18 protein-coding genes are annotated in these 24,366 nt (G+C 38.9%); 14 read left to right on the top strand and 4 right to left on the bottom strand.

Annotation, left to right across the window (positions count from 1 at the left end; translation table 11 throughout):
- Positions 1 to 141 precede the first annotated feature (141 nt).
- On the bottom strand, positions 142 to 975 hold the full coding sequence (locus OSO01_RS18480) for a MerR family transcriptional regulator (protein ID WP_246145229.1): 834 nt from the start codon (positions 973 to 975) through the stop codon (positions 142 to 144).
- Positions 976 to 1,078: 103 nt separating this feature from the next.
- On the opposite strand from OSO01_RS18480, the gene OSO01_RS18475 reads away from it, so the two are divergent.
- Complete coding sequence (locus OSO01_RS18475) at positions 1,079 to 1,513, top strand: small multi-drug export protein (RefSeq protein ID WP_147211940.1); 435 nt, start codon at positions 1,079 to 1,081, stop codon at positions 1,511 to 1,513.
- A gap of 468 nt (positions 1,514 to 1,981) precedes the next feature.
- Here OSO01_RS18475 and OSO01_RS18470 read toward each other — a convergent pair whose 3' ends face one another.
- Positions 1,982 to 4,024 carry a HelD family protein gene (locus tag OSO01_RS18470; protein ID WP_147211939.1) on the bottom strand — a complete coding sequence of 681 codons (2,043 nt, stop codon included), beginning with the start codon at positions 4,022 to 4,024 and terminating at the stop codon, positions 1,982 to 1,984.
- A 345-nt stretch (positions 4,025 to 4,369) separates the two neighbouring features.
- On the opposite strand from OSO01_RS18470, the gene OSO01_RS18465 reads away from it, so the two are divergent.
- The 8 genes from OSO01_RS18465 (at position 4,370) to OSO01_RS18430 (ending at position 15,719) form a co-directional block, all read left to right on the top strand.
- Complete coding sequence (locus OSO01_RS18465; RefSeq protein ID WP_147211938.1) at positions 4,370 to 4,696, top strand: magnetosome magnetite crystal formation protein family; 327 nt, start codon at positions 4,370 to 4,372, stop codon at positions 4,694 to 4,696.
- Between the two features lie 347 nt (positions 4,697 to 5,043).
- Positions 5,044 to 5,940 carry an NAD(P)/FAD-dependent oxidoreductase gene (locus OSO01_RS18460; protein WP_147211936.1) on the top strand — a complete coding sequence of 299 codons (897 nt, stop codon included), beginning with the start codon at positions 5,044 to 5,046 and terminating at the stop codon, positions 5,938 to 5,940.
- Between the two features lie 292 nt (positions 5,941 to 6,232).
- The gene (locus OSO01_RS18455) at positions 6,233 to 7,222 is read left to right on the top strand and encodes an ABC transporter substrate-binding protein (protein ID WP_147211935.1); all 990 of its coding nucleotides are present in this window, start codon (positions 6,233 to 6,235) and stop codon (positions 7,220 to 7,222) included.
- Positions 7,215 to 8,219, top strand: coding sequence for a FecCD family ABC transporter permease (locus tag OSO01_RS18450; RefSeq protein ID WP_147211933.1), 1,005 nt, complete (start codon positions 7,215 to 7,217; stop codon positions 8,217 to 8,219). The genes OSO01_RS18455 and OSO01_RS18450 overlap by 8 nt, the downstream gene beginning before the upstream one ends.
- Positions 8,216 to 9,016, top strand: a complete 801-nt coding sequence (locus tag OSO01_RS18445; RefSeq protein ID WP_147211931.1) for an ABC transporter ATP-binding protein — start codon at positions 8,216 to 8,218, stop codon at positions 9,014 to 9,016. The genes OSO01_RS18450 and OSO01_RS18445 overlap by 4 nt, the downstream gene beginning before the upstream one ends.
- Positions 9,017 to 9,227: 211 nt before the next feature.
- Complete coding sequence (locus OSO01_RS18440; protein WP_246145223.1) at positions 9,228 to 10,142, top strand: magnesium chelatase ATPase subunit I; 915 nt, start codon at positions 9,228 to 9,230, stop codon at positions 10,140 to 10,142.
- The gene (locus OSO01_RS18435) at positions 10,139 to 11,986 is read left to right on the top strand and encodes a VWA domain-containing protein (RefSeq protein ID WP_147211929.1); all 1,848 of its coding nucleotides are present in this window, start codon (positions 10,139 to 10,141) and stop codon (positions 11,984 to 11,986) included. The genes OSO01_RS18440 and OSO01_RS18435 overlap by 4 nt, the downstream gene beginning before the upstream one ends.
- Before the next feature lie 67 nt (positions 11,987 to 12,053).
- Complete coding sequence (locus OSO01_RS18430; protein WP_147211928.1) at positions 12,054 to 15,719, top strand: cobaltochelatase subunit CobN; 3,666 nt, start codon at positions 12,054 to 12,056, stop codon at positions 15,717 to 15,719.
- A gap of 81 nt (positions 15,720 to 15,800) precedes the next feature.
- Here the strand turns inward: OSO01_RS18430 and OSO01_RS18425 are convergent, their stop codons facing one another.
- Entirely contained in the window at positions 15,801 to 16,697 is an 897-nt protein-coding gene (locus OSO01_RS18425) for a LysR family transcriptional regulator (protein ID WP_147211927.1), read from the bottom strand.
- A gap of 121 nt (positions 16,698 to 16,818) precedes the next feature.
- On the opposite strand from OSO01_RS18425, the gene OSO01_RS18420 reads away from it, so the two are divergent.
- Together OSO01_RS18420 and OSO01_RS18415 are read left to right on the top strand one after the other, a co-directional pair.
- Positions 16,819 to 17,553: an SDR family oxidoreductase gene (locus OSO01_RS18420; RefSeq protein ID WP_246145222.1), complete on the top strand. Its 735-nt coding sequence runs from the start codon at positions 16,819 to 16,821 to the stop codon at positions 17,551 to 17,553.
- 220 nt (positions 17,554 to 17,773) lie between these two features.
- Entirely contained in the window at positions 17,774 to 18,931 is a 1,158-nt protein-coding gene (locus OSO01_RS18415; RefSeq protein ID WP_147211924.1) for an MFS transporter, read from the top strand.
- 97 nt (positions 18,932 to 19,028) lie between these two features.
- On the opposite strand, the gene OSO01_RS18410 is transcribed toward OSO01_RS18415, so the two are convergent.
- Positions 19,029 to 19,442, bottom strand: a complete 414-nt coding sequence (locus tag OSO01_RS18410) for a MerR family transcriptional regulator (RefSeq protein ID WP_147211922.1) — start codon at positions 19,440 to 19,442, stop codon at positions 19,029 to 19,031.
- 387 nt (positions 19,443 to 19,829) lie between these two features.
- On the opposite strand from OSO01_RS18410, the gene OSO01_RS18405 reads away from it, so the two are divergent.
- From OSO01_RS18405 to OSO01_RS18395, 3 genes are all read left to right on the top strand, one after another.
- Positions 19,830 to 20,939 (top strand): PQQ-dependent sugar dehydrogenase, encoded by a 1,110-nt coding sequence (locus tag OSO01_RS18405; RefSeq protein WP_147211920.1) that lies wholly within the window; start codon positions 19,830 to 19,832, stop codon positions 20,937 to 20,939.
- A gap of 203 nt (positions 20,940 to 21,142) precedes the next feature.
- Positions 21,143 to 21,658, top strand: coding sequence for a cupin domain-containing protein (locus OSO01_RS18400; RefSeq protein ID WP_147211918.1), 516 nt, complete (start codon positions 21,143 to 21,145; stop codon positions 21,656 to 21,658).
- Positions 21,659 to 21,882: 224 nt separating this feature from the next.
- The gene (locus OSO01_RS18395) at positions 21,883 to 23,991 is read left to right on the top strand and encodes a peptidoglycan D,D-transpeptidase FtsI family protein (RefSeq protein WP_307725856.1); all 2,109 of its coding nucleotides are present in this window, start codon (positions 21,883 to 21,885) and stop codon (positions 23,989 to 23,991) included.
- Positions 23,992 to 24,366: the final 375 nt, after the last annotated feature.

The raw sequence follows: 24,366 nt of genomic DNA, 5'->3' as shown, positions 1-24,366 counted from the left end.
AAACACATCCATCATTCCGTTAATATCAATATTTGTATGAGTCAATCTAAGCAGGAAGAGGGTATCTTTAATATTTGAACTTATCGATTGTTAAGCTTTATTAATAAACATTTGATAAAACTTTAAATGCGGCAGATTGTATTAGATATTAATTTTTTCTTCTACTTCAATCATTATTCTTATTACATAATTTGTTTCTACACCTGAGCTGATTCCGTCCATGAGGTATAGATATTCTTCAAAGCTGTCACCGCAAATACGATATCCTTCCTTATCTAGATAATCTTTTATTTTTTCATATGTTTTATACGTATTCATATAGCTTCCTTTATGATAGCCAATTACATATTTCCCAGCTTTTTTTATAAAAGTTTCTGTTAAATGAAGCTGGTTTTCACGTAAATAAAAATTGGAATAATTTAAGTAATCTCCTGTTTCTATTTGTTCCTGGCGAATAAGAGCTCCCCAATTTTCCACATTGATTTCTCCCTGTTTCACGTATTTCATAAACGATATAATCATTTTTGTGATGTCTTTATGAGAGTAATTTAAAATATTTTCGCTTAAAACAATCTGTTCTGCTTCCATATTCTCGACAATGAATCGATCAAGGTCTAACTGTGATGCTTCTTCAATTTGTTTTTTCTGATTTTTAATGAGGTGCTGTATACGTTCCATTTTCCGGATTTTTATTTCCATCAGTTTTTCTTTCTCTGTTAATAAATCAGTAATTTTCTTCGTGTTTTTAGATTGTAAAAAGCTTTTAATTTCTGTTAAAGACATTCCAATCTCTTTTAACATGTCAATCATGCTATAAGCTTCAGCTTGTTGAATAGAGTAATAGCGATAGCCATTTTCGTTTTTATATTCAGGTTCTAACAGGCCAATATCATCATAATGGAAAAGAGTTTGCTTTTTCACATCGCATAAATCCGCAAATTCTCCAGTTGTCATCAGTTTTTTGGAAGAGTTCATATTTTTCACCAACTTTTCACTTGAGTATACGGTAGCCATATACTTTATATTATACTATAGAAAATAAGAACATACAGTGTAAGAGAATGAGAGGAATATATTTATGTTGAATTATTTATGGCTGGCAGCGTCCGCATGGTTCATGGGATTTTTTCCTATGTTAGAGATATATGTTGCAATTCCTGCTTCAATGGTGATGGGGTTAGATGCGGTTTCTTCAATTATCTGGGCAGGATTTGGAAATTTCCTTCCTGTCCCGATGATTGCTTTTTTCTATCAGCTTCTTGCAAAATCTGAACGTATTAAGAAGTGGCTGGATAAATTAGCAAACAGCAAGTATAAGTATCGAATAGAAAAACAGGGTCCTTTAGTTGTTGTATTGCTTACACCTATTATTGGTTCTTGGGCAGTAGCAGTTATTGCCAATGGAATTGGAATGAATAAGCTGAAGTTATTCATCTCCGCTGGTGCAAGTATTTTAATATATGGGGTTATTATAGCTGTTCTAACACATTATGGTGTAGAGTTTATAAGCTGATGTGCGCTGTATTAAAAATATAAATCCACATATCCTGCAGCGTGTAAATCTGCGGAATATGTGGATTTATTTGTTGCAGGATGAAGTATCTATTAATAAGCTGCTCATAAATTTCTTTGAGATTTAAATGAAAAGAACTTTATCTCAAATCTTATTTCATTTTATAGTTAACAGCTAAGATAGAAAATAACAATAGAAAAATGATTGCCACGCTGGCTACATGAATAATATCAGCGAAATAGCTGAAATTACAGAATATAGCCAAGCAGAATTTAAAAAACTAGCAGGCGAGTAAGGGAAAAGAATAGGTAGTTCGGATATAGCATTTAAAAAAGGTGAGCAGTTTTCATATAAACTGACTCACTTTTTAAATGATGAAACTAAATGAAGGTTCTATCCGCAGACTTTGGGCTTTTATCCTTCCGTTTAAAATAATTTTGCCTAAGGGCTTTATACAACCAAAATTCTTTACCCTTTGGAAATCAGCTTCGATGCTTTACCGCTGTAAATAACTGATAAATGATGCAGTGCCCTTGTACAGCCAACATACAACAATTTGATAGTTTGTTCTGTTTCAGGATAATGTTCTTCATCGACATCAACCATTAAAACCGAATCAAATTCCAAGCCTTTTGATACATACACGGGCAATAAGGAGATTCCTCCTTCGTATGATTTATCCTCTGTTGTAATAATTGTCAGCTCGGGAATTTCTTCTTTCAGTTTTGGATAAATCTCATTACATTCTGCCTCAGATCTTAAAATAACTGCGATGGTATTCATGTCTTGATCTTTCATCTTATGAACCCAGCTTATGATTTCTGCTGATTTTTCTTCTGCCTCTACCTGCTGGATATGGACATCCTCACCGCTTCGGAATACCGGCTCTGCAAAAGCGGGGCGATTGGTAAGATGACTAAGAATGATGTTGGAAAACGCAATAATTTCATAGGTGGAGCGGTAGCTTTTGGTCATTTGGAAAAATTTTGCACGGGATGTACCGAAAAGGTTGATAAAGTTGTTCCACTCATCAATTCCTTCATTGCTATGGATACCCTGCGCTAAATCTCCTAATATCGTAAAGGATGCTGTTTTTGTACGCGCGTTTAGTACAGATACCTGATAGGGAGAAAAGTCTTGCGCTTCGTCAATGACAACATGATCGAACTTTTCGTCTCTTTCTATTCCGTACCAATAATCATGAATATCGAGCAGAGGAGCCAGGTCATCCAGAGTTATTTTATTCTTCGGCGGCAGAAGGTCTTTTCTTCCCATCTTTTTTAAAATTTGTGCGTAAAGCTCATAAGGTTTTCTTTTTTTCCATTTTCGTAAATATCTTCGCAATTCCTGTTTGCCGTCTTTTCTGGCTTGCTCTTGTTCTTTTTTCTCTTCATACATCTTCGCTTCAATTTCTACCCAGCGCGTTAACTTAGCTTTCAGTCTTTCATATTTCTTGGTGACAGGATTTCCTTTGAAATCTGCTTCTATCCAGTTTCTGATTTTTTTCAGCGGAACACCTTGTTTATTTTCCCAGGGAATAAAATCTTCTTCAGGAAGCCATTCTTTTTCTAATTGTGATAATTGCTCCCTGATTTGCTGCTGAAAATCTAAAGAACCTTTCCAATTATTCTGCTCCAATATACCGGATTCAAAAAATGTTTTTCTTCTTTCGCTGAGAGATTCCAGGCTGCATTTGGGATCATCGATAATAGAGGTCATAACCCATTTTGGAAAAGTGGTCTGGACAATGTCTCCTACACCCAATTCAGGCAGCACCTGTGAAATATAATCAAGGAAAATAGTGTTTGGTGCAAAAATAATCATCCGATGTGCTGTTAATTGTTCCCGGTATTCATATAACAGATAGGCTAACCGGTGCAGCGCCACTGTTGTTTTCCCGCTGCCGGCAACTCCCTGGATAATAACAGCCTTGTTCAAGGGATAGCGGATGATTTCATTCTGTTCTCCCTGGATAGTGGCAACAATGTCACGCAGTCTGTTATCCTTTTGGTCTTCCAGTTTATATAATAGAAATTCATCTCCTCCAGATGATCCCTGTTCTCCGCGAATATATCGGTCTACCACCCTTTGCAGCTCCTGTTCATAGGTGACAATATTTCTTTTTAAGTAGATTTCACCTTCTACGACGCCATCTGGAGATTGATAATAGACGTCATCTTCACTCCCGCTGAAGCCATAGAACAGGCTGGCAATCGGTGCACGCCAGTCAGTAATCAGTACATCTCCCGTATTCTCATCAAAAACACCGGCTTTACCAATATAGGTTGCTTTTACTTCCTCGCTTTCTTCATCTTTAAAATCAAGCCGGGCAAAGTAAGGTTCTTTTTTAGCGACAATTAAAGATTCTCTTAATCGCCTTCGATTATCTTCTAATACTTTTTCGGTAAAATCGTCACCAATGTATTCAGGTATGGAAGCTAAACGATCATATTGTTTGTTGATAACTGCTAACGCTTTGGATAAACTCTCTTTTTCTTGTTTAAATTGCACGGTGAAACCCTCCTTAACTTGAATGTCTTGTTTATTTTAGCAATGAAATAAAGAAAAATATAGACTTATATATTCCGTTCATGTATACTATTAAATACAGTCATGCCAAAAAACAGAAATTACATATAATGTAAAATACCTCAGGGGATAAATCGATTCCTTGAGGTATTTTTTTACTTATTATAGAGATATTTCTATGGGAAAGCCCCGTAAAATTCAACGAAAGAAGGCTGTATTTTACTATACGGAATCCTGTATGAAAAATAATAGCCTTTATCATGGACACTAAATTTATTACCATGTAAAATATTTTTTTCAGGAAGAATTATTGGAGGAGTATAAGGGATGGAAGGAAATAAAATATTATCATCATTATGTTATTTTAGTATCTTTTTTGCACCATTTCTATTTCCGGTTGTTGTTTGGATTCTTGGAGATGAAGAAACAAAAGTACATGCAAAAAAAGCACTATGGACACATCTTATTCCGATTATCGCAACAATTATAGCAGGAACCATCATCTTTACCATTGGCATGGGGCAATTTTGGGCAGGGGAAGTAAATGGAGGATTACTCATCGCAACGATTATTGCGACAGCTATTTGCTTTATCATTGATATTTATTATTTCATCTGGAATATCATTAAGGGTATTAAGGTTCTTACTGTTTAATATGTATCTGACAATAAAATACTTAATGAAGAAGGAATCTATTGGAGAGGAGACATCTTTATATAGATTCTTTTTTTAAAAGTCCAATAAAGATGACACGGCGAATTTCTTCGTTGACGAGCTTTTTCCGATGGGACTGCGATTACTCGCCCCACCAAAAGCGTTACTCACGTATTATAAAGCATACGCTCCGTTCGTAAAAAGCTAGTCGCCTTGAACTTCTTGGTCCTATTTATCGGCCTTTTTGAACACGCACTTTAAATCATGAAACTTGATAAATCGTAATCATTACGATATAGTAATGAAATTACGTAAAGAAGATTCTGCGTAAAAAGGAGGAGACTATATTGTTATATGATTGCGCTGTAATCGGGGGAGGACCTGCCGGATTAAACGCTTCTCTCGTGTTAGGCAGGGGAAGAAAAGAAGTTATTTTATTGGATGACGATGCACCACGTAATGCTGTTACACAGGAGTCTCATAATTTTATTACCAGAGATGGTATTGAGCCTGTTGAGTTCAGGAAAGCGGCGTATGCAGATTTAAAGAAGTATCCAGGTATAGTGATTCAAAAAGAGCGGGTGACTGATATTAATCCTGCTGACGCTGTTTTTCATATTCAAACAGAAGCGGGGAAGAATTATGAAGCTAAGACTATTATTCTATCTACAGGACTGAAGGATGTATTGCCTGATATTGAGGGAATTCATAATTTTTATGGAACGAGCCTGTTTTCCTGCCCCTTCTGTGATGGCTGGGAACTGAAGGATACTCCGCTGATCTTTATTGCTGATGGAGCATTTTCTTTTCATGGGGTGAAGATGGTTTCCAATTGGAATAAGAATATTGTCATCTGCACAAATGGAAAAGAGAGCTTATCCCCTGAACAAAGGGATATATTAGCGAAAAAGCAAATTGAGGTTATAGATGATGAGATTTTACGATTGCAAGGAGAGAATGGGCAATTAAAAACGGTTCAATTTAAAAATGGGAAAGAGCTGCATAAAGAGGCAGGTTTTATCTCTGCCAAAATGGAGCAGGCTGCCCCTTTTGCTGAGCGTCTGGGGCTAGAATTGACGGATATGGGCGGAATTAAAACAGATCCATACGGCCGGACAAGTATCAAAGGAATTTATGCCGGGGGAGACAATGCAGCTGGACCTCCGCAGCTGGTTATTGCCGCAAGTGAAGGAAGCAAAGCTGCAATAGGAGTAATCACTGATTTTGTAGAAGAAACATTTTAAATGATTTAATTATCTATACACCCTCTTGATTCAGCTATATAAGAAGAGGGTGTATTTTCTTTACCTAGCTTCATTGCTCATTTGTCATTCTGCTGCTTCACGCAAAAAATGACAAAAGTGGTTGCAACTTTACAAAAAAATGATATAATACGTAATCATTACGGTTTGTTTTTTTAACAAATTAGTTTAGTAGAAAGGAAGTGGCAGCTTAGCGGTAGTGTAACTACATAAACAAACACAGTATTTTTTTAATTAATAAATCGTAATCATTACGGAAGGGTAGGAAATTACTTTGGGGAAATTATTACAAAAAAATAGAATAATAGGAATTGCAGCTGCTATGCTTGCGGTTATTTTGATGGCAGCTTGTCAGCAGGAGGAAGATACCTCTGCAACAGAGGAAAATCAGGATAATAGAACAGAGGAAATAGCTTTTACAGATAGTACGGACAGAGAAGTAGTACTTGACGGACAGCCGGAAAGAATTGTTGTTTTAGCGCCGGAATTTTTGAAATTAATTTATGATCTGAATGGGGAAGCGGTTGGAAGAATGTCAACCAGCGGTATACCTATTCCAGAGAAGGCAGAGGATTTACCTGAATTGGGGACAGTGAATCAGATAAATACAGAGGAATTGGTGGCTCTTTCACCGGATCTGGTTATTGGAGCACCAAATTTCCATGCGGATTTAGAAGGCATTATGGAGAACAGTGATATTCCTTTTGCACTGTTAGATATGCGCTCTTTTGACGATGTGAAGGAAATGTCAACACTTATGGGAGAGATATTAGGAAAAGAAGAGCTTGCAGCTGAGAAACTGCAGGAAACTGAAGATGAGATGCAGGCAATAGAAGATAAACTGCCAAGTGGTGAAGAACCATCTATCGTCGTTTTAAATATTACACCGAGAAGTGTTTCTGTTCAAAGATCCAATACAACTGCACTGGAGATTGGTGATCTGCTTCATGTAAATAATATCGGAAAGGATATGGAAGCCAGCCCGGATTCGCAAACTTCAGCACCGTACAGTTTAGAAACAATTGCTGAGCAGCAGCCTGATTATATCCTGATGACAATCCATGGAAGTGAAGAAGCTGGAAAGGAAACAATAACGGACGAATTAGAAGGAAACCCTGCATGGAGCTCACTAAAAGCAGTACAGGAAGGAAATGTCCATATTGTCCCTTCCGAAAAATATCTATCCAATCCTGGCCTTGATTATGCTGATACGATGCAGGATATGGCAGAGATGGTGTACCCAGAAGTGTTTGAGAATGAGTAAAAAAGAAGCATTAAGAGATAGAGCCGGATGGAAAGGATTTATTGTTGTGATTTTTGCTGTTTTAATGGTAATCTCAACCATTTTTAGTATCCAGTTTGGATCGGCAAATATTCCCTTAAAAGATATTTGGACAACTTTTACAGGAGATATCCAAAGTGATTTTCAAAATATAATCTGGAACATCCGGGTCCCGCGTACATTTGTTGCTATTCTGGTAGGTGCTAATCTGGCAGTAGCTGGTGTCCTGCTTCAGGGGATTATGAAAAATCCGCTGGCCGATCCATATATTATTGGGGTCTCCAGCGGGGCAGGCTTAGCGGGTATGATTGTTTTAATATTGTATCCGCATCTGCCTCATATATTGACCCCAGTTGCGTTTATTGGGGCAACCATTGTGGCTTTTACGGTATATGCTTTAGCGTGGGAAAAAGGAATTGCGCCAACCAGAATTATCCTGGCTGGTGTTGCTATTTCTGCTTTTTTAGGCTCCGGTATATCTGCCCTGATGGTTTTTTACAGTGACAGAGTGCAGGGTACCATTGATTTTATGGTTGGCGGTTTAAGTGCAAGAAGCTGGCCGCAGGTAGAAGTGATTCTGCCTTATTCGATTGTTGGTATCCTTCTTGCAATTATCGGTATCCGAAAAATGAATCTATTAATGCTGGGAGACCGGACAGCTAAGAGTCTGGGAGCCAGAGTAGAATGGATTCGTTTTTCTATGACTGCTGTTGCTACGCTGTTAGCTGCCAGTGCTGTCAGTGTCATTGGCTTATTGGGGTTTGTCGGTTTAATTGTTCCTCATACAGCAAGATTAATTGTAGGCAATGATTATCGTGTGCTTCTGCCTGCTTCTATATTTTTAGGAGCAGCAATTCTGACGGCCTCTGATACTTTGGGCCGTATTATGTTTGCACCGATTGAAGTTCCGGTAGGTGTTATTATGGGTGCATTGGGAGCACCGTTTTTTCTATATTTACTAAGGAGGAAAATGGTATGAGTGCATTAGAAGCTGCTTCCATTTCTCATTCCTTTTCGGATAAACGCGTATTAAAGCAAATAGATTTGGAACTGAAGGAAGGGCGTATATACAGTATTATCGGGCCGAACGGTTCGGGGAAAAGCACCCTGCTGCATGTCCTCTCCCGTCAGCTGAAGCCTGATCATGGCCAAGTATATTGGAAGCAGGCCGACCTTTACCGGCTTTCACCAAAGAAAGTGGCACAGGAATTGGCTTTGCTTGCTCAAGTGAATGATGTAATGGATTTAACCGTGGAACAATTGATTTCATATGGCCGAACGCCGCATAAATCGATGTTTCAAAGGCTCGATGAAGAAGACCAGATAATTATTGATGAAGCGATTCAGCTTACTAAATTAGATGCGCTGAGAAAGCGGAACGTTTCTCAGCTGTCTGGAGGTGAGCGGCAAAGAGCTTGGATAGCTCTTTGCCTGGCTCAACAGCCGAAAGTTTTATTTTTAGATGAGCCAACAACATACTTAGATATTTCACATCAGCTGGATGTGCTGGAAATCGTAACACAGTTGCAAAAAACTCAAAACGTAACAATTGTTATGGTTTTACACGATCTCAATCATGCAGCTGTTTATTCGGATGAAGTAATTGTGGTTAAAGAGGGGCATATTTATGGACAGGGTACTCCAAAAGAAATGATGAACCCGGATATGTTTAAGGATGTTTTTAATGTCCAAGCAGATATCTATGAGGATAAAGATAATGAATTATTGCGTATCGTGATGATGCCGCTAAAAGTGCGTGTTCAAAAAGTCCGATAAATAGGACCAAGAAGTTCAAGGCGGCGAAGATTTTTCAAACGGAGCGTATGCTTTATAATACGTGAGTAACGCTTTTGGTGGGGCGAGTAATCGCAGCCCCATTGAAAAATCTTCGTCAACGCAGAAATTCGTTGCGTCATCTTTTTTGGACTTTTTGAACATCCTCTAAAAGATTAAATAATCGTATGTGATTTTGGAAAGAAGGTTAAATGTGAAAAATTATCCTTTTACAGCAATTGTAGGGCAAGACAAAATGAAGAAAGCGTTAATTTTAAATGGAATTAATCCCAAAATTGGAGGAGTATTAATCCAAGGTGAAAAAGGAACAGCAAAGTCAACAGCTGTAAGAGCATTGGCTGATGTGCTGACAAATACATCTGTGGTCAATCTGCCGGTAAGTGCGACAGAAGACCGTGTTGTAGGGACACTGGATATGGAGCATATTCTAAAAACAGGAGAAAAGAAGCTGGAGCCGGGAATATTAGCAAAAGCGGATAAAAATATTTTATATGTCGATGAGGTGAACCTTCTGGAAGATCATCTGGTTGATATTCTTTTGGATACAGCCGCAATGGGCGTTAACCGGATTGAAAGAGAAGGTGTATCCTATGAGCACCCGTCCCGATTTGTCTTAGTAGGAACGATGAATCCGGAGGAAGGGGCACTTCGGCCGCAGCTGCTCGATCGATTCGGCTTATGTATAGATGTGGAAAGTGAGAAAAATGTCGAAGAGCGCATGGAAGTTATTCGACGCCGTTTGAATTTTGAACAGAATCAGGAGCAGTTTGAGAAAAAATATGAACAGGATCAAAATCAGCTTACATACCAAATACAGCGCGCGAAGGAGCTTTTGCCAGCTGTTGAGATTAATGATCATCTTCTCCGTGCTGTAGCTGATTTATCGATTGAATTGGGTATTGAAAGCCACCGTGCTGATATCACTGTCATCACTGCAGCTCAGACATTGGCTGCATGGAAGCAGCGGACAATGGTGCAGGTGGAGGATATTTACGAAGCGGCAGAGCTTGCCTTGCCACACCGTTTATTACAGGATCCGATGAAGGAGAATTCTTCTTATCAGAAGCTGACTGAGCTGTTAAATCAGAAGGTTGTCGATAATCAATGAATTGCCTGATTGGTCAACTGAAAGCAAAACGTGGCCTTGCCGCAGCGCTTATCAATCCGTATTTGGACCGGATCTGTATCACCGGGGCAAGTGGAACGGGAAAGACAACTTTGCTGCAAATGGTCTTAGCTTACTTTCCTAAAGAGGATACTGTTATTATTCCTTCCCACGTTACGACAGAAAAATTATTGGGAGAAAAAGAGCTTGCCTTGTTTTCTCCACTCAGGAAGAACTCAAGTAATCAAAGTATTTTTCATCAAGCAAAGGTGGTTATTACCGATCAATTTGCATCGATGCCGGAGAATAATCAGCGTTTACTTATGCAATTGCTGAAAAATAAGGGAGTGTCATTTTACGGGGACTCTCATTATCCTATCCTGGCAAAATGGTTTTATTGCCTCGACCAGGAAATATTGGATAAATCCTTGTTAAAGCATGCCAAGCTATGTGTCCGTCTGCTTCCTGTTTTTGATGTGTCAGAGCGCAAGAATATTTTATTATTCCGAGAGAACGCAGAGCGTGAATATACAAAGGGAGAACTGGATAAAGTCAGGCAGCGATTGTCCACTGTTCAAGTTTCTGAAAAAATGCTGAAGCTGGCAGTAGAGGTTGTCATGGGTTCGGGCTGTAAAAATCAGGAAGCTGATATGGATTTGATTGAAACAGCTCGGGCATTAGCAGCTTTGGATTCGGATCAATCCGTACAGCCAAAGCATATTGAGGAAGCAGCGGGGTATGTACTTTCTCATCGAATGGGAGAGCAGCAGGAATCTTCTAATCAGGAGAATTCAGAGTCACAGGCAAAAGAGGAATCTTCTAACAACCATTCGGAGGATACGGGTCAAAGCCATCCATCCTCTGGCAGTGAAGCAAAACCATCGGATAATGGCGGACAGGATCATGAAGCCCCTGGTGATTCTTTTCCAAAGGAAGAACCGCCGGATAACCAGTTTATTACAGAGATCTCTGAAGAAGAAATAGACCAGGTGATAACATCATTGAAAATGCAGTCAGATTTCCTTTTCTCGAAAAAATATATCTATCCATATGCAATGAATGGAAAGCATCGGGAGGGGACTTCTGCTGGAGGTAATGGGCGAATGCTCCGTGCAGTGCAGATACCCACTGAAGCAATTTCTTTATATCATACACTGACAGTGGCAGCTCCATTTATGAAGGTTCGTACGCCTTCTGCGGGAATAAAGCTGGCGATTGAAAAAGAGGATATACGCTATAAATTAAAGGAAAAGCAGCAGGGATTTACCATTCTATTTTTAGTGGATGCAAGCAGCTCCATTGCAGCGAAAAAAAACATGAGAGTTGTCAAAGGAGCTGTTATGGAATTACTTCAGCAGGCCTATCAAAAAAGAGACCATATTGGCATGGTTTCCTTCCGAAAAACAGGAGCGGAAGAGGTATTGCCTTTTACGAATAAGTTTGCAGAAGCAAAGCAGAAACTAGGAGAAATACCAACTGGCGGGAAAACACCGCTGGCAGCCGGACTGGAAAAAGCATTAAAAATATGTGAAAAAGAGAAGCGCATTCATAAACTGGCTATACCTTATCTTGTTATTTTGACGGATGGGAATGCCAATGAAACGTTGAGTCCAGGCGGTACTGCAGCTCAGGCAAGAAGCGAAGCCTATCAGATTGCCAAAAGAATTGCACAGGAACAGCTCCCGGTGACTGTTATTGATACCCAAAGCGGGAGAAATACATTTGGCCTGGCAGAGGAGCTTGCAGCTGTTATAGAAGGAGAATACCTCTCACTGGATGCTTTAACAGATAAAAATATTGCAAAAGCAGTGCAAAACCGGCTGCATCCATTAGAAGGGCGCAGATAAAATCATAGGCCCTGCTATTTATTTTCAGGATGTAAGAAAGTTAATAAAAGAAGGGAGAGAAGTATTCGTGCATATTATTTTTGCTGCTGCTTCATCTGGAACATTAGCTGATGCCGCGAAAGCACATGAACAGATAAAAGAAATCTATCCGGAGATAAAGCTTTCTCTATTTTTAACCGAGGAGCCATTAAGCGCAGAACAATGGAGGCGATTTGAACATGTCTCTCAATCTGCCAATCTATTTATCTATGATCCACACGGAGTTGAGGATGATCTGGTCATGAGAATGGCCCGGATATGTGAAAGATATGAATGTGATCAAATATCATTGATGATTAATGGATCGAAATGGGAGAAAATCATCCGCTTTGGTGCATTACTGGGACAGGATATTCAGGTTAAACCAAAATCAGGAGAGCTGGCCCCGTTTGATCCATCAAATGAGTTGACTCAGGAAGAACGGGAATTAAAGGAGCAGGCAATCGAAAGTTATGAGCAGATAAAAGACTATTGGCATGCTTCCGGTATTGCAAATTGGAAGGAGCTCTTCTACTTTGCAGCTCATCTTTATGGGAATACGGATGTTCCCGAAGCGAAAGCTCCAAGCTATGCAGAGAAAACAGGGATTATCGATCCTGCAACTGGCGAGTATTACAGCAGTGCAGAGGTATTTCTGCAAGATTCTAAACAGGATGCAACGAAGCCAAAAATTGTCTTTATATATATTGCTTCCCAGGCCAGAGTAAAGTCTACGGATGTTATTGCTGAGCTTATCGAACGGTTAAGGCCGACCGCTGCAGTTATTCCTGTCGGCTTAACAAGTATTATGAAGATTGATTTGGAGAATTTGGAGAGCTTGTTCGTCGGGATGCTGGATGACATACAGCTCATTGTGAATTTTATCGGCTTCCGTCTTGGATCAGGACCAAGAGGAGGAGACAGAGAAGATGTAACAGATTGGCTGGAGAAGCTGGATATTCCTATGCTTCATCCATTCTTTCTGACGCGCACCACATTAGCGGAATGGGAGGAAACAAAGGGACTTTCACCTGTTGAAGCGATGGTGAACGTTGTTTTGCCGGAGCTGGATGGTGCAGTGGAGACCTACCCTATTGCAGCAATCCAATCAGCAGGCTTCGATAAAAACTATCAATTTGAGAAAAAAGAGCTTGTTCTTATGGAGGAGCGCGTTCATTATTTTATGAATCGTATTGAGCGCTGGCTGCATTTGCGTAAGCTTGAGAACAGTCAGAAGCGCGTGGCTCTAATCGGATACAATTATCCGCCTGGAGAGGGGAATCTGTTTGGCGGCTCCTTTTTGGATACATTCAGCTCCATCTCTGCTTTATTAAATAAACTGGCAGATGAAGGCTACCAGGTGGAACGAATGACTGGAGATGAACTGGAAAAACAATTTCGCGGGCATCAGCTATTTAATGAAACAAGCTGGGGCGTAGATGAGGATGCAGATCAAAGATTACAGTATTCAGTTTCAAAAGCAAAAGAAGATTGGACCAATCATCTGGACCGGGAACGGATGAAGAGCCAATGGGGAGAGTATCCTGGAGAAATAATGACAGATGAAGAAGTATTTTTCATACCAGGTTTTATTAACGGGAATGTTTTCATTGGATTACAGCCAAGCAGAGGAGGAGCAGACCAGGATTCATCAGCAGATTACCATGATCAGTCTGTACCGCCCCATTATCAATATCAGGCTTTTTATAACTGGCTGGAAAAGGACTTTCAATCCGATGCCATTGTACATATTGGCACGCATGGATCACTGGAATATTTGCCAGGAAAAGAAAATGGCATGTCTTCCAGCTGCTATCCGGATCAACTGGTACATTCCCTGCCGCATTTTTATTTTTATTATATCGGCAACCCGTCTGAAGCAATGCTCGCAAAGAGACGGACACATGCTGTACTGAGCAGTTACCAGGCACCTCCTTTCAGAGATGGGGGACTATATGGCGATTATGAAGAGCTGGAACGTCTGCTCCATGAATATCGGGAAGCCGAGCAGCTTGACCCGCAGCGCTGTGAAGAGATTTTGAAAGAAATTCAGGAGCTGGCAGATAAGAATGGCTTTTCCAATCAACAATTAGAAGATATAGAGCAGGAGCTGCAAAGGATGCAGTATGCTTTAATCCCGTATGGACTGCATATTATCGGAGAAGGCTTGAAGCATGAAGATGCAATTCTTCATACAGTATATACGTTGCGCAGAGAGCATATGGGAATTACCTTGAAACAGTTGGTATCCCAATTAAAGCCGGCGCTGCAGAATGATGAAGCAGAACTGGAAAAAGAAGCAGCTGTTTTATTAAGGGATTATATAGAATCCAGACATTTACCGGATGTACAGGGAAATTCTCATGCAGCAGCATTTGCAGATATTTTGGCGTATGGGGAAAGCATTTATCACAGAGTAAGAAAAACAGAGGAGCTATCCTCTATTATAAAAGCGTTAAATGGAGGCTATCTGCCTGCAAAATTGGCAGGTGATATCTATAGAAATCCAGAATCTTTGCCGACGGGGACCAATTTGTATCAATTTGATCCGCGATCTGTACCGAGCCCTTCTGCGGTTGTAAGAGGTGCTGAAATTGCCAAAGCAACCTTAACGCAATACCAGGAAGCTCACGGGAAAATCCCGCATACCGTAGCCTGTGTACTTTGGGGGATTGAAACATCGAGAACGCAGGGAGAAACAATTGGACAACTTTTAGAATATGTCGGGGCAAAAGCAGTGAAGCATTCCCAGGCAACAAGTACAACATTTGAACTTATTCCCCTTTCAGAGCTGGGCAGACCGAGAATGAACGTTGCCATCAGTATGTCAGGGGTATTCCGTGATTTATTTCCGAATGTGATTGATGCTTTGAATGATTTATTTGAAAAGCTTGCGTGCGCAGATGAACAGGAAGAGGATAATTATTTTAAGGCATTTACTTTAAAAGTACAGGAACAGCTGTTACATGAAGGGTATGAACAAGCGGATGCTTTCGATTTAGCTTCTTCCAGGATATTTGGACCAGCCTCAGGCGAATATGGAACCGGGATTAACCATATGATTGAGGATGGCAGCTGGACAGATGAAGAAGAGCTTGGTGAGATGTACAAGCACCATGCCCAGCATGTCTATAGTAAATTAAGAAGAGGAGAAAGCTTTCCTGATTTATATGATCTTCATATGGAAGCAGCCGATATCGTTTCCCAGCTGCGGGCCAGTCATGAATATGAAATTACGGATATCGATGATTATTATAATTTCTTCGGGGGATTGGCGAAATCGATTGAAAAAGCAAAGGGAGAGCGTGTTGATATTTATATAACCGATACGACTCAGCAAACGCCGCAGACAGAAGATGTAGAGCATGCCATTAATCGCGGTGTCAGAACACGTCTGACCAACCCGAAGTGGATGGAAGGGCTGCTGGGGCATCCTTATCATGGTGTTCAGCAGATGGCAAAGCACACAGAGAATTTACTGGGGCTGGCTGCCACAACGAACAAAGTGGAAAATTGGGTGTTTTCCCATGTGCATGATACGTATGTGGAGGATAAAGCATTGCAGGAAAAAATACGCCAGGCAAACCCGCAAGCATATCATGATTTGCTTGGAACATTGGTCGAGGTATCAGAGCGGGGGTATTGGAAACCTACTGAAGCACAATGGGAAACTTTAAAAAATGCATTTTTGGAGGCAGAGGCTTCGATGGAATGAGGTTTCATGAAGTTATTAATAGTAATAAATAAGCGCCCAATCATAAAAAATGATTGGGCACTTTAAATTTGAGTTTCAAATTTAATCATTTTGAGTATGCTTTTCAATATTATACCGAATTTGACCTAAAAATTTATTGGCTGCGTCGGAAAATACTTGATGTTTCTTCCAAATAATATTTAATCCTGCATGTAAATCAGGGGTTAAAGGTTTAAAGCAAAGTTTACTGTCTCCGGATGTGTTAATTAATTTATCTAAACATAAAGCATATCCAAGACCTTCTTCTACCATAAGTGCAGCATTATAAAGCAAGTTGTACGTTCCTGTGATATGCAGATTCCTGACATCTTGTCCAAACCATCCGGACAGTTCATTATCCACAGTTGTTTGCCGTGAAATCAATAAAGGCTGATCCATTAGATCTGAGGGTTGTATAGAATCTTTATGCGCCAACGGACTATCTCTATGCATCAATACACCCCAAACATCGGAAGCTGGCAGATGTATGTAATCATATTTTTGTTTATCTGTCGGTTCGATAACAATACCAAAGTCTAACAATCCATTGTCTAATTTTTCCATGATATCATCTGCATTTCCACTATATAAATGAAATTGAATATCCGGGTGGATTTTAAGCAGGTCTTTTAAAGCATTCGCGATAAAATGCATGGCTTCTGTTTCACCGCCGCCAATATATATTTCTCCGCTAATAATTTCTGATGGCTGGTTAAAATTCGCTTCTGTTTTATCAATTAACTCCACAATTTCTTTCGCTTTTGTTAATAAAAACATCCCTTCTGTTGTTAAGGTGATTTTTCGGTTTCCTCTAATAAATAATGAAGTACCTAATTCTGTTTCTAAATCACTTAATTGTCTGGATAAGGTAGGTTGTGATATATGTAAATATTTTGCTGCACCAGAAATACTTTGTTGATTTGCGACAGCAATAAAATAACGTAATAACCGGATTTCCATTCTAAATCCTCCTATGCTTTTTAAGTATAACAATATATTTGATATAGGTATTTGATATCTGAATCGTATCATTTTATGATGTTATTGAAAAGAAAATTACTTAAAAGAGGAGAGTTTAATAATGGCAATAAAAGATAAAGTAATTATTATTATGGGTGCCTCCAGTGGGATTGGTGAAGCAACTTCAAAGCTGCTTGCTGAAAAAGATGCCAAGCTGATTATTGCTGCACGCCGATCAGAACGTTTGGAAGCAATCCAAAAATCATTCCCTAAGGCAGATATTCATATCCAACAAGCAGATGTCACCAATTATGAAGATGTGAAAAAAGTAGTTGACCTTTCGATGAATATGTATGGAAGAATTGATGTGCTATACAACAATGCTGGTATTATGCCAACTGCGCCAATTGTGGAAGGACGTCGTGATGAATGGCAGAAAATGCTTGATATCAATATTATGGGTGTATTAAATGGTATTGCTGCAGTTGTACCAATTATGGCACAGCAAAAATCAGGTCATATTATTGCAACGGATTCTGTAGCAGGTCATGTGGTCTATCCTGATTCTGCTGTATATTGCGGAACAAAATTTGCTGTACGTGCGATTATGGAAGGATTGAGACAAGAGCAAAGAGAAAATAATATTAAATCAACTATTATTTCCCCGGGGGCAGTTGCAACAGAACTATACAAAACCATTAGTGATAAACAGGTTTCAGAAGACCTCCATAAAGCACAAAAAGAATGGGGCTTAGCTCCAGAAGATATTGCTTCTGCAGTAGTATTCGCAATCGATACACCTGATCGAATGGCGGTAAGTAATATGATTGTTCGTCCGACTGCACAGCCTGTTTAAGTATATAAAAAATGATAAAACAATAGCTGTTTTCTCTATGCGTGCTGTTTCTGTAAAGATGCAGCAGACTATAATAAATAAAAAGTGTTTACGGTACTTTATTTTAGATGTACTTCTATATTTTATTAATGAAATCTTATGGCTTCCTATCTTTAAATATGAAAAAAATAATAAGAAATTCTAGCCTCGATGAATTAAGAAGGAAGTGGAGTAATATTTTATGAAGAATTCGAAAGGTTTACTTATATTTATATTGGCGGTCGGTGTGTTTGGTATTATCAATACCGAAATGGGGGTTATCGGTATACTCCCGGATTTAGCAGTATATTTTGATGTCAGTGTCCCGACTGCAGGCTTATTGGTGAGTCTATTTGCCTTAGCGATTGCTATTGCCGGGCCGACAATGCCGTTAATATTTTCTGGAATGAACCGGAAAAATGTTATGTTATTGGTGCTGACTATTTTCATTATCGGTAACATTATTTCCGTCTTTACAAACAACTTTACGATTACCTTGATTGCACGTGTGATACCGGCTTTTTTCCATCCGCTTTATGTATCGATGGCTTTATCTGTTGCCGGAGCATCTGTAAGTGAAAAGGAAGCACCGAAAGCAATCTCCAAAGTTTTTATTGGAGTTTCCGCAGGGATGGTATTAGGCGTTCCAATCGTCAGCTTTATTGCGGATGCGATTTCTGTTCAAGCGGGCATGGCCTTTTTTGCTATCGTTAATATCTTCACATTAATTGCAACGATCTTTTTGTTGCCATCTATGCCGGTTACAGAAAGACTATCCTATGGCTCGCAGTTGAAAATATTAACAAAAGGAGTTACCTGGCTCTCGATTTTAGCAGTTCTGCTTATCAATGCAGCTATTTTCGGAGTATACAGTTACCTAGCTGAATATTTAGGAACGGTCACAAATATGTCGTCCAATTTAATCAGTATTATGCTTCTAGTTTACGGTTTGGCAAATATTTTAGGAAATATTATAGCTGGAAGGCTGCTTTCCGAAATTCCTGTCCGTACGGTAACTGTTTTTCCTATCGCATTAATTGCACTTTATCTTATCTTTTATCCTGTAGCAGAATTAACAGTTCCTACGGCGATTATTATTTTAGTGTGGGGGATACTTGGTGGAATTGGTGCAAATATCAACCAGTATTGGATTATATCTGCCGCTCCAAAAGCTCCGGATTTCGCCAATGGTTTATTTCTGACATCCGTTAATTTGGGTACTACGATTGGAACTGCTGCAGCAGGAATGATTATATCGCAAATTGGAACGAGAGAAATTCTATTTGTAGGTGTTGTCGCGTTAATAGGCGGTTTTATATTTATTATACTTCGAAATACTTTGTACAAAACCGCCGGGTGAATAGTATTTTCGTTATTTAGTGTTCTGGTATTTACTGTAACCAGGGGAGAAAAAAACATCTGCACTCTATATAAAATAGTGAAGTGCAGATGTTTTATTAATCAAAAACGGTATTGCCTATTTTATTGTTTTTATGAACATTTTCCGTGCCTGCTTCCAGCGCTACTTTGTAGTAATGACATTTATGGTCAATGAGATCCATTGTATTTTTTAATTCCTCCATTTGTTTTTCTACTACTGCTTTTTGCTCTAAAAATAAGTCATATCTTTGCTGTAAGGTGGAATCGCCATCCGAACACCATTCAATAAAGGTCTTAATATCCTTGATGGTCATACCGCTGGGTTTCAAACATTGAATAACTTTTAATAAATCTATATCAGACTCTTTAAATACCCTCGTTCCATTATCCGTACGTTCTACAAAAGGAATGAGTCCCTCTCTATCATAATAACGTAAAGTTGGTATAGATAAATTTAATTTTTTAGCAACTTCCCCAATAGAATAAGTCATTTTTATCTCCTCTTTTCAAATATAAACCTGAAGTTAACTTAATAGTTGGAGGAATTCTAACGTAATAATTAACGGCCGTCAAAACGAATTATCAAAAAATAGAATCAAATTATTTGACCTAAAGTTAACTTTATATACTAATATTAATTCCAATAAAAGAAGGAGGGATAGAGAGGTTAACATATATTAATTTGAAATTCTGATATACATGAATATGTAAAACGAGAATCGTATCCTTAAAAAATGGCGAGAAAATGGAATGATGATATTGTTTCAGAGATAAAAGCGATAATGGCAAATCAAATTCGTTAAGCTTACAACTATCAATGGCTTCCGATGTTAACTGAGGACTTGAATTTATTAAAAATAATGTGAGGAGAAATGTGAATGAAGAAAATTTTATCTGGACATCTAATTGGTCTGCTTTTCCTGATTGGCTGCTCTGCGAATGATGAACAGCCTTCTCCGGGCAGCAATGAAAATACATCTGATAATGCAGGTGATTCACAGGAAGAGCTAAATCTGTCTATAGAAGGATTAGAAGTTATTGCGGAAAATTTGGATGTTCCATGGTCGATTGAGCAGATAGAAGATACCTTTTATGTAACTGAAAGAACGGGAAGTATTGTCAGAATAGAAAATGGGGAAGCAGAACGGCAGGATGTAGAGCTTGAACATGAAGTATCAACAGCTTCAGAAGCAGGATTACTTGGTTTTGTACTGGCTCCTGATTTTTCTGAATCAAACCAGGCTTATGCTTACTATACGTATGAAAATAGTGATGGACAATTTAATCGTATTGTAACACTTCAATTGGAAGATGACGTGTGGAGAGAGGATGATTTACTTCTGGACCAAATCCCCAGCGGTACCTATCATCATGGAGGAAGACTGAAGATTGGCCCGGACAAATTGCTCTATGCTACAGCAGGAGACGCATCTGAGCGTGAAATAGCACAAGACCTTGATTCATTAGGCGGTAAAATTTTAAGGATGAACTTAGATGGATCGATACCAGTGGATAATCCATCTCCAGACTCCTACGTCTATAGCTATGGGCATCGTAATCCTCAAGGAGTTACCTGGGCTGATGATGGAACGATGTATGCCAGTGAGCATGGAGATAATGCAAATGATGAAGTGAACATCATTGAAGCGGGTGAAAATTACGGATGGCCGGTTATTAAAGGAGAAGAAGAGCAGGAAGGAATGATTTCCCCTTTATACACTTCTGGGAACGAAGAAACATGGGCTCCATCAGGTATGGCGTATGATGAAGGTAAACTATATGTTGCCGCATTAAGAGGATCGGCTGTTTTAGAATTTGATATGGAGAGTGGAGAGCATCATGAGGTTATAAGTGATCTTGGAAGAATCCGGGATGTGCGGATTGATGATAACTATCTATATTTTGTAAGTAATAATGGAGATGGGAGAGGCACTCCAGATAATAATGATGACAAGCTTTATAGAATTTTACTTTCAGAATTAGAGTAGCTGGAAAAGAGTAATTGTTATTCAAAAACATAAAAATGAAGCAGATGAAGAAAGTAAAAATTTCTGGAAGGTGCAAATTGTGCAGTAAATTAAGTTCGTTATAATTTGGCGAATCAGGAAATATCATGTAAGAGTCTATATATGGTTTGTTTTTTTCTCCTTGTGGAATAGGTTAAATATATTAATTTTAAGGAGGGAAAATAATGAAACAGCCAGCAAAAATTACGATTAAAACCTTCATATTTCAAGATAATGGATCAATTCCCAATCATCCAACATACCCTTTGCTGTTATATAAAAATGTCATAACTTCCGCTGACAACCCTAAAGCTGTTTTAGCAGAAAACAACTGGCTTGGCCAATGGCGTGGAGGTATTGCACCTTATCATCATTATCACAGCAACTCCCATGAAGTGCTTATCGTAGTTAATGGAGCAGCTCAGGTACAACTTGGCGGAGAGCAGGGAGAGCGAGTTCAAATTGAACAAGGGGATACAATTATACTTCCGGCAGGTTTTGGACATAAGTTAATCGAAAGCAGTACGGATTTTTCTGTTATTGGTGCATATCCAAATGGACAAAGCTATGATTTTTACTATGGGAAGAAAAATGAAAGACCTGAAAACTTGGAAAATATCAAAAAAGTACCTTTGCCGGATAATGATCCATTGTTTGGAAGAACTGGTCCGCTTTTTACGTATTGGGCAGATGAAAAATAGTACCTCCTTTCGTGTTTTAAATGACATGTAATATAGTCAATAATCATATAAAATAAGTTGATTTATATAGTTGAGAAATTTATTTTCTATAAGATTTTTCTGCTTTATATGTTGACCTGGAGGGGGCTTTATATAGTAAGCTTTACTAATTAAGGCAGGAATAATCAATGTCAGCTAATTTAAGCATTTAAAGAAAGCTTCATACAGCACGAAGGAGGTAAAAAGTGGTAAATAAGAAAAACAAGAAGAAACGTGCCCCGCTTATGACACGTATGAATATCCTTTTCTTTGTCATCTTCATCCTATTTTCTGCATTGATCTTTCAGTTGGGAGTTGTACAAATTTTAAATGGGGATTCTTATCAGGAAGAAATTGAAAGGACAAATTTAGATACGGTCGATATCCCTGTACCCCGTGGGAAAATCTATGACACCAATGGCGAATTGATTGTGGATAATGAAGCAATGTATTCCATTACGTACACGCCTTCGAATGATGTGCAGGCAGAGGATCGTTTAGAAGTAGCGGAAACCTTAGCGCAATATATTGATATGCGGGATAAACAAACAATGGACCGGATAACAGAAAGAGACAGGCGCGAATATTATTTATTGCTTCATGAAGAAGAAATAGAAGAACGATTAGAGGCAATAGACACAGAGGAGATGGAGAATGGGGAAGTCTATGATGCAACCCTTGAATTAATTACCGATGAAGAGATTGCTGATTTTTCCGAAGATGAATTAGAAATTATTGCGATAAAAAAGGAGTTGGATAAAGCCTATGCACTTACGCCTCAGGTTGTAAAAAATGAAGATGTCACAGCAGAAGAATATGCAGCTGTGGCGGAAAATCTGGATCAGCTGCCAGGAATCAATGCTTCTACCGATTGGGATCGTGTCTATCCAAATGGAGAAACATTAACCAGTATTCTGGGGAATATTTCAAGTCAGGAAGAAGGAATTCCGGCAGAGGATATGGATGCCTATTTAACGACGGGATACAGCCGAAATGATCGTGTTGGCAGAAGTGGACTGGAAGAAGAATATGAAGACTTCTTGAGAGGACGTAAAGAACAAATTCAATATACAACAAGCCAGAATGGTTCCATTATTGGCTCAGAGACGATTGTTGAAGGAGAAAGGGGAAAAGATTTAGTATTAACCACAGATTTAGAATTCCAGCAGGAAGTAGATGATATTTTATTAGATGAATTTCAGTCGATGAAATCAAGTAATTCTTATGAGAATCGATTTGCAACAAATGCCTATGCAGTTGTCATGAACCCACAAACAGGAGAATTGTTAGCTATTTCCGGAGTAGAATATGATACCAAGAATGATGAATATAATAATAATGCCGGACTTACGACGTTGACTAATGCACATGAACCAGGTTCCAGTATTAAAGGGGCAACGATTCTGGCTGGATATGATTCGGGTGTTATTTCTCCTGGGGAAACCTTCCATGATGCACCAATGAAGCTGGCGGGGACGGAAATAAAAAGATCTGTGCAAGATATGGGAACGGTAAATGATTTAACAGCGCTGGAAAGGTCCTCGAACGTTTATATGTTCTATGTAACTTTGCGCTTGGGAGGGGACTATCGTCATCCAATGCCGCAAAATGCTAATTTAGACATAAACATGGGAGAAACGTTACAAACACTGCAAAATTATTTTAATCAATTTGGACTAGGATCGACAACAGGAGTGGATTATCCACGTGAAAGCACTGGATTAAGAGGACAAGTACCAGATAATCCAGGGAATCTTCTTGATTTTGCCATCGGTCAGTATGATACATATACGACCTTGCAGCTTGCCCAATATGTATCAACTATTGCCAATGACGGCTATCGTGTTCAGCCTCATTTCCTAAAGGAAGCGCGTGAACCAATCGATTCTATGGATGAGCTTGGTCCATTGTATTATTCGTCCAGTACAACGACGATGAACCGAATTGATATGATAAATGATGAAATCAGTCGTGTGCAGGAAGGATTTCGCCTCTCCTATCAAGGCTCACAGGGAACCGGAAAGGACTATTTTCAAAATAAATCCTATGATCCGGCAGGGAAGACAGGTACAGCGCAATCATATGAATTCGTTGATGGAGAACGGTTTGACCTTAATAATTTAACACTGGTCGGTTATGCTCCCTTTGATGATCCAGAGGTTGCTTTTGCTGTGGTGGTGCCACATGTTGGAATTGGAGAAGGAAACCAAATTAATTTAAAGGCTGGAGAGCGTATTTTAGATTCTTATTTTGACATAAAGGAAGAGCATGATGAAGAAGCAGAGGATTCTGATGGTGATAGTAGGGAGGGATAAGAAACTGTTATTATACTATCTATTGTATAAATTTAAGATAAAAAGACTGTATTAGAAATTATAGTAAACCGTGATGTGATTAATTCACATCACGGTTTATAAAATTATTAGAACTGTCTCCAATGAGTCTTTCTTTAATGAGATAAACAATTTAGCAGGACTTTAACTTTGTGATTAATTAAAAGAAAAAGTGAAAAGTCTCTGTATTTCTAATAAGAATAAAGATGCATCTTAGCAAAATACGGTGAGATGTCAGTTTCTAGATAATCTAGATAACTTCCAACCACCAACCTGCGAGGTGCATTTTCATTGAATCACAATTTGGGATAAACTACTCTGAAGTGATTTATCATTTATTTTGCAGCTTCGTAATGA

Origin of the sequence: Oceanobacillus sojae (assembly GCF_007991515.1) — a bacterium.
Lineage (GTDB): Bacteria > Bacillota > Bacilli > Bacillales > Amphibacillaceae > Oceanobacillus > Oceanobacillus sojae.
This window is presented reverse-complemented; position numbering and strand designations above follow the sequence as displayed.

Bases quoted from the DNA above. Each gene is read 5' to 3' on its own strand.
- OSO01_RS18405 (WP_147211920.1), top strand. From the start codon at position 19,830: ATGAAGAAAATTTTATCTGGACATCTAATTGGTCTGCTTTTCCTGATT.
- OSO01_RS18450 (WP_147211933.1), top strand. From the start codon at position 7,215: ATGAGTAAAAAAGAAGCATTAAGAGATAGAGCCGGATGGAAAGGATTT.
- OSO01_RS18475 (WP_147211940.1), top strand. From the start codon at position 1,079: ATGTTGAATTATTTATGGCTGGCAGCGTCCGCATGGTTCATGGGATTT.
- OSO01_RS18445 (WP_147211931.1), top strand. From the start codon at position 8,216: ATGAGTGCATTAGAAGCTGCTTCCATTTCTCATTCCTTTTCGGATAAA.
- OSO01_RS18420 (WP_246145222.1), top strand. From the start codon at position 16,819: ATGGCAATAAAAGATAAAGTAATTATTATTATGGGTGCCTCCAGTGGG.
- OSO01_RS18435 (WP_147211929.1), top strand. From the start codon at position 10,139: ATGAATTGCCTGATTGGTCAACTGAAAGCAAAACGTGGCCTTGCCGCA.
- OSO01_RS18410 (WP_147211922.1), bottom strand. From the start codon at position 19,442: ATGACTTATTCTATTGGGGAAGTTGCTAAAAAATTAAATTTATCTATA.
- OSO01_RS18480 (WP_246145229.1), bottom strand. From the start codon at position 975: ATGAACTCTTCCAAAAAACTGATGACAACTGGAGAATTTGCGGATTTA.
- OSO01_RS18425 (WP_147211927.1), bottom strand. From the start codon at position 16,697: ATGGAAATCCGGTTATTACGTTATTTTATTGCTGTCGCAAATCAACAA.
- OSO01_RS18465 (WP_147211938.1), top strand. From the start codon at position 4,370: ATGGAAGGAAATAAAATATTATCATCATTATGTTATTTTAGTATCTTT.
- OSO01_RS18415 (WP_147211924.1), top strand. From the start codon at position 17,774: ATGAAGAATTCGAAAGGTTTACTTATATTTATATTGGCGGTCGGTGTG.
- OSO01_RS18400 (WP_147211918.1), top strand. From the start codon at position 21,143: ATGAAACAGCCAGCAAAAATTACGATTAAAACCTTCATATTTCAAGAT.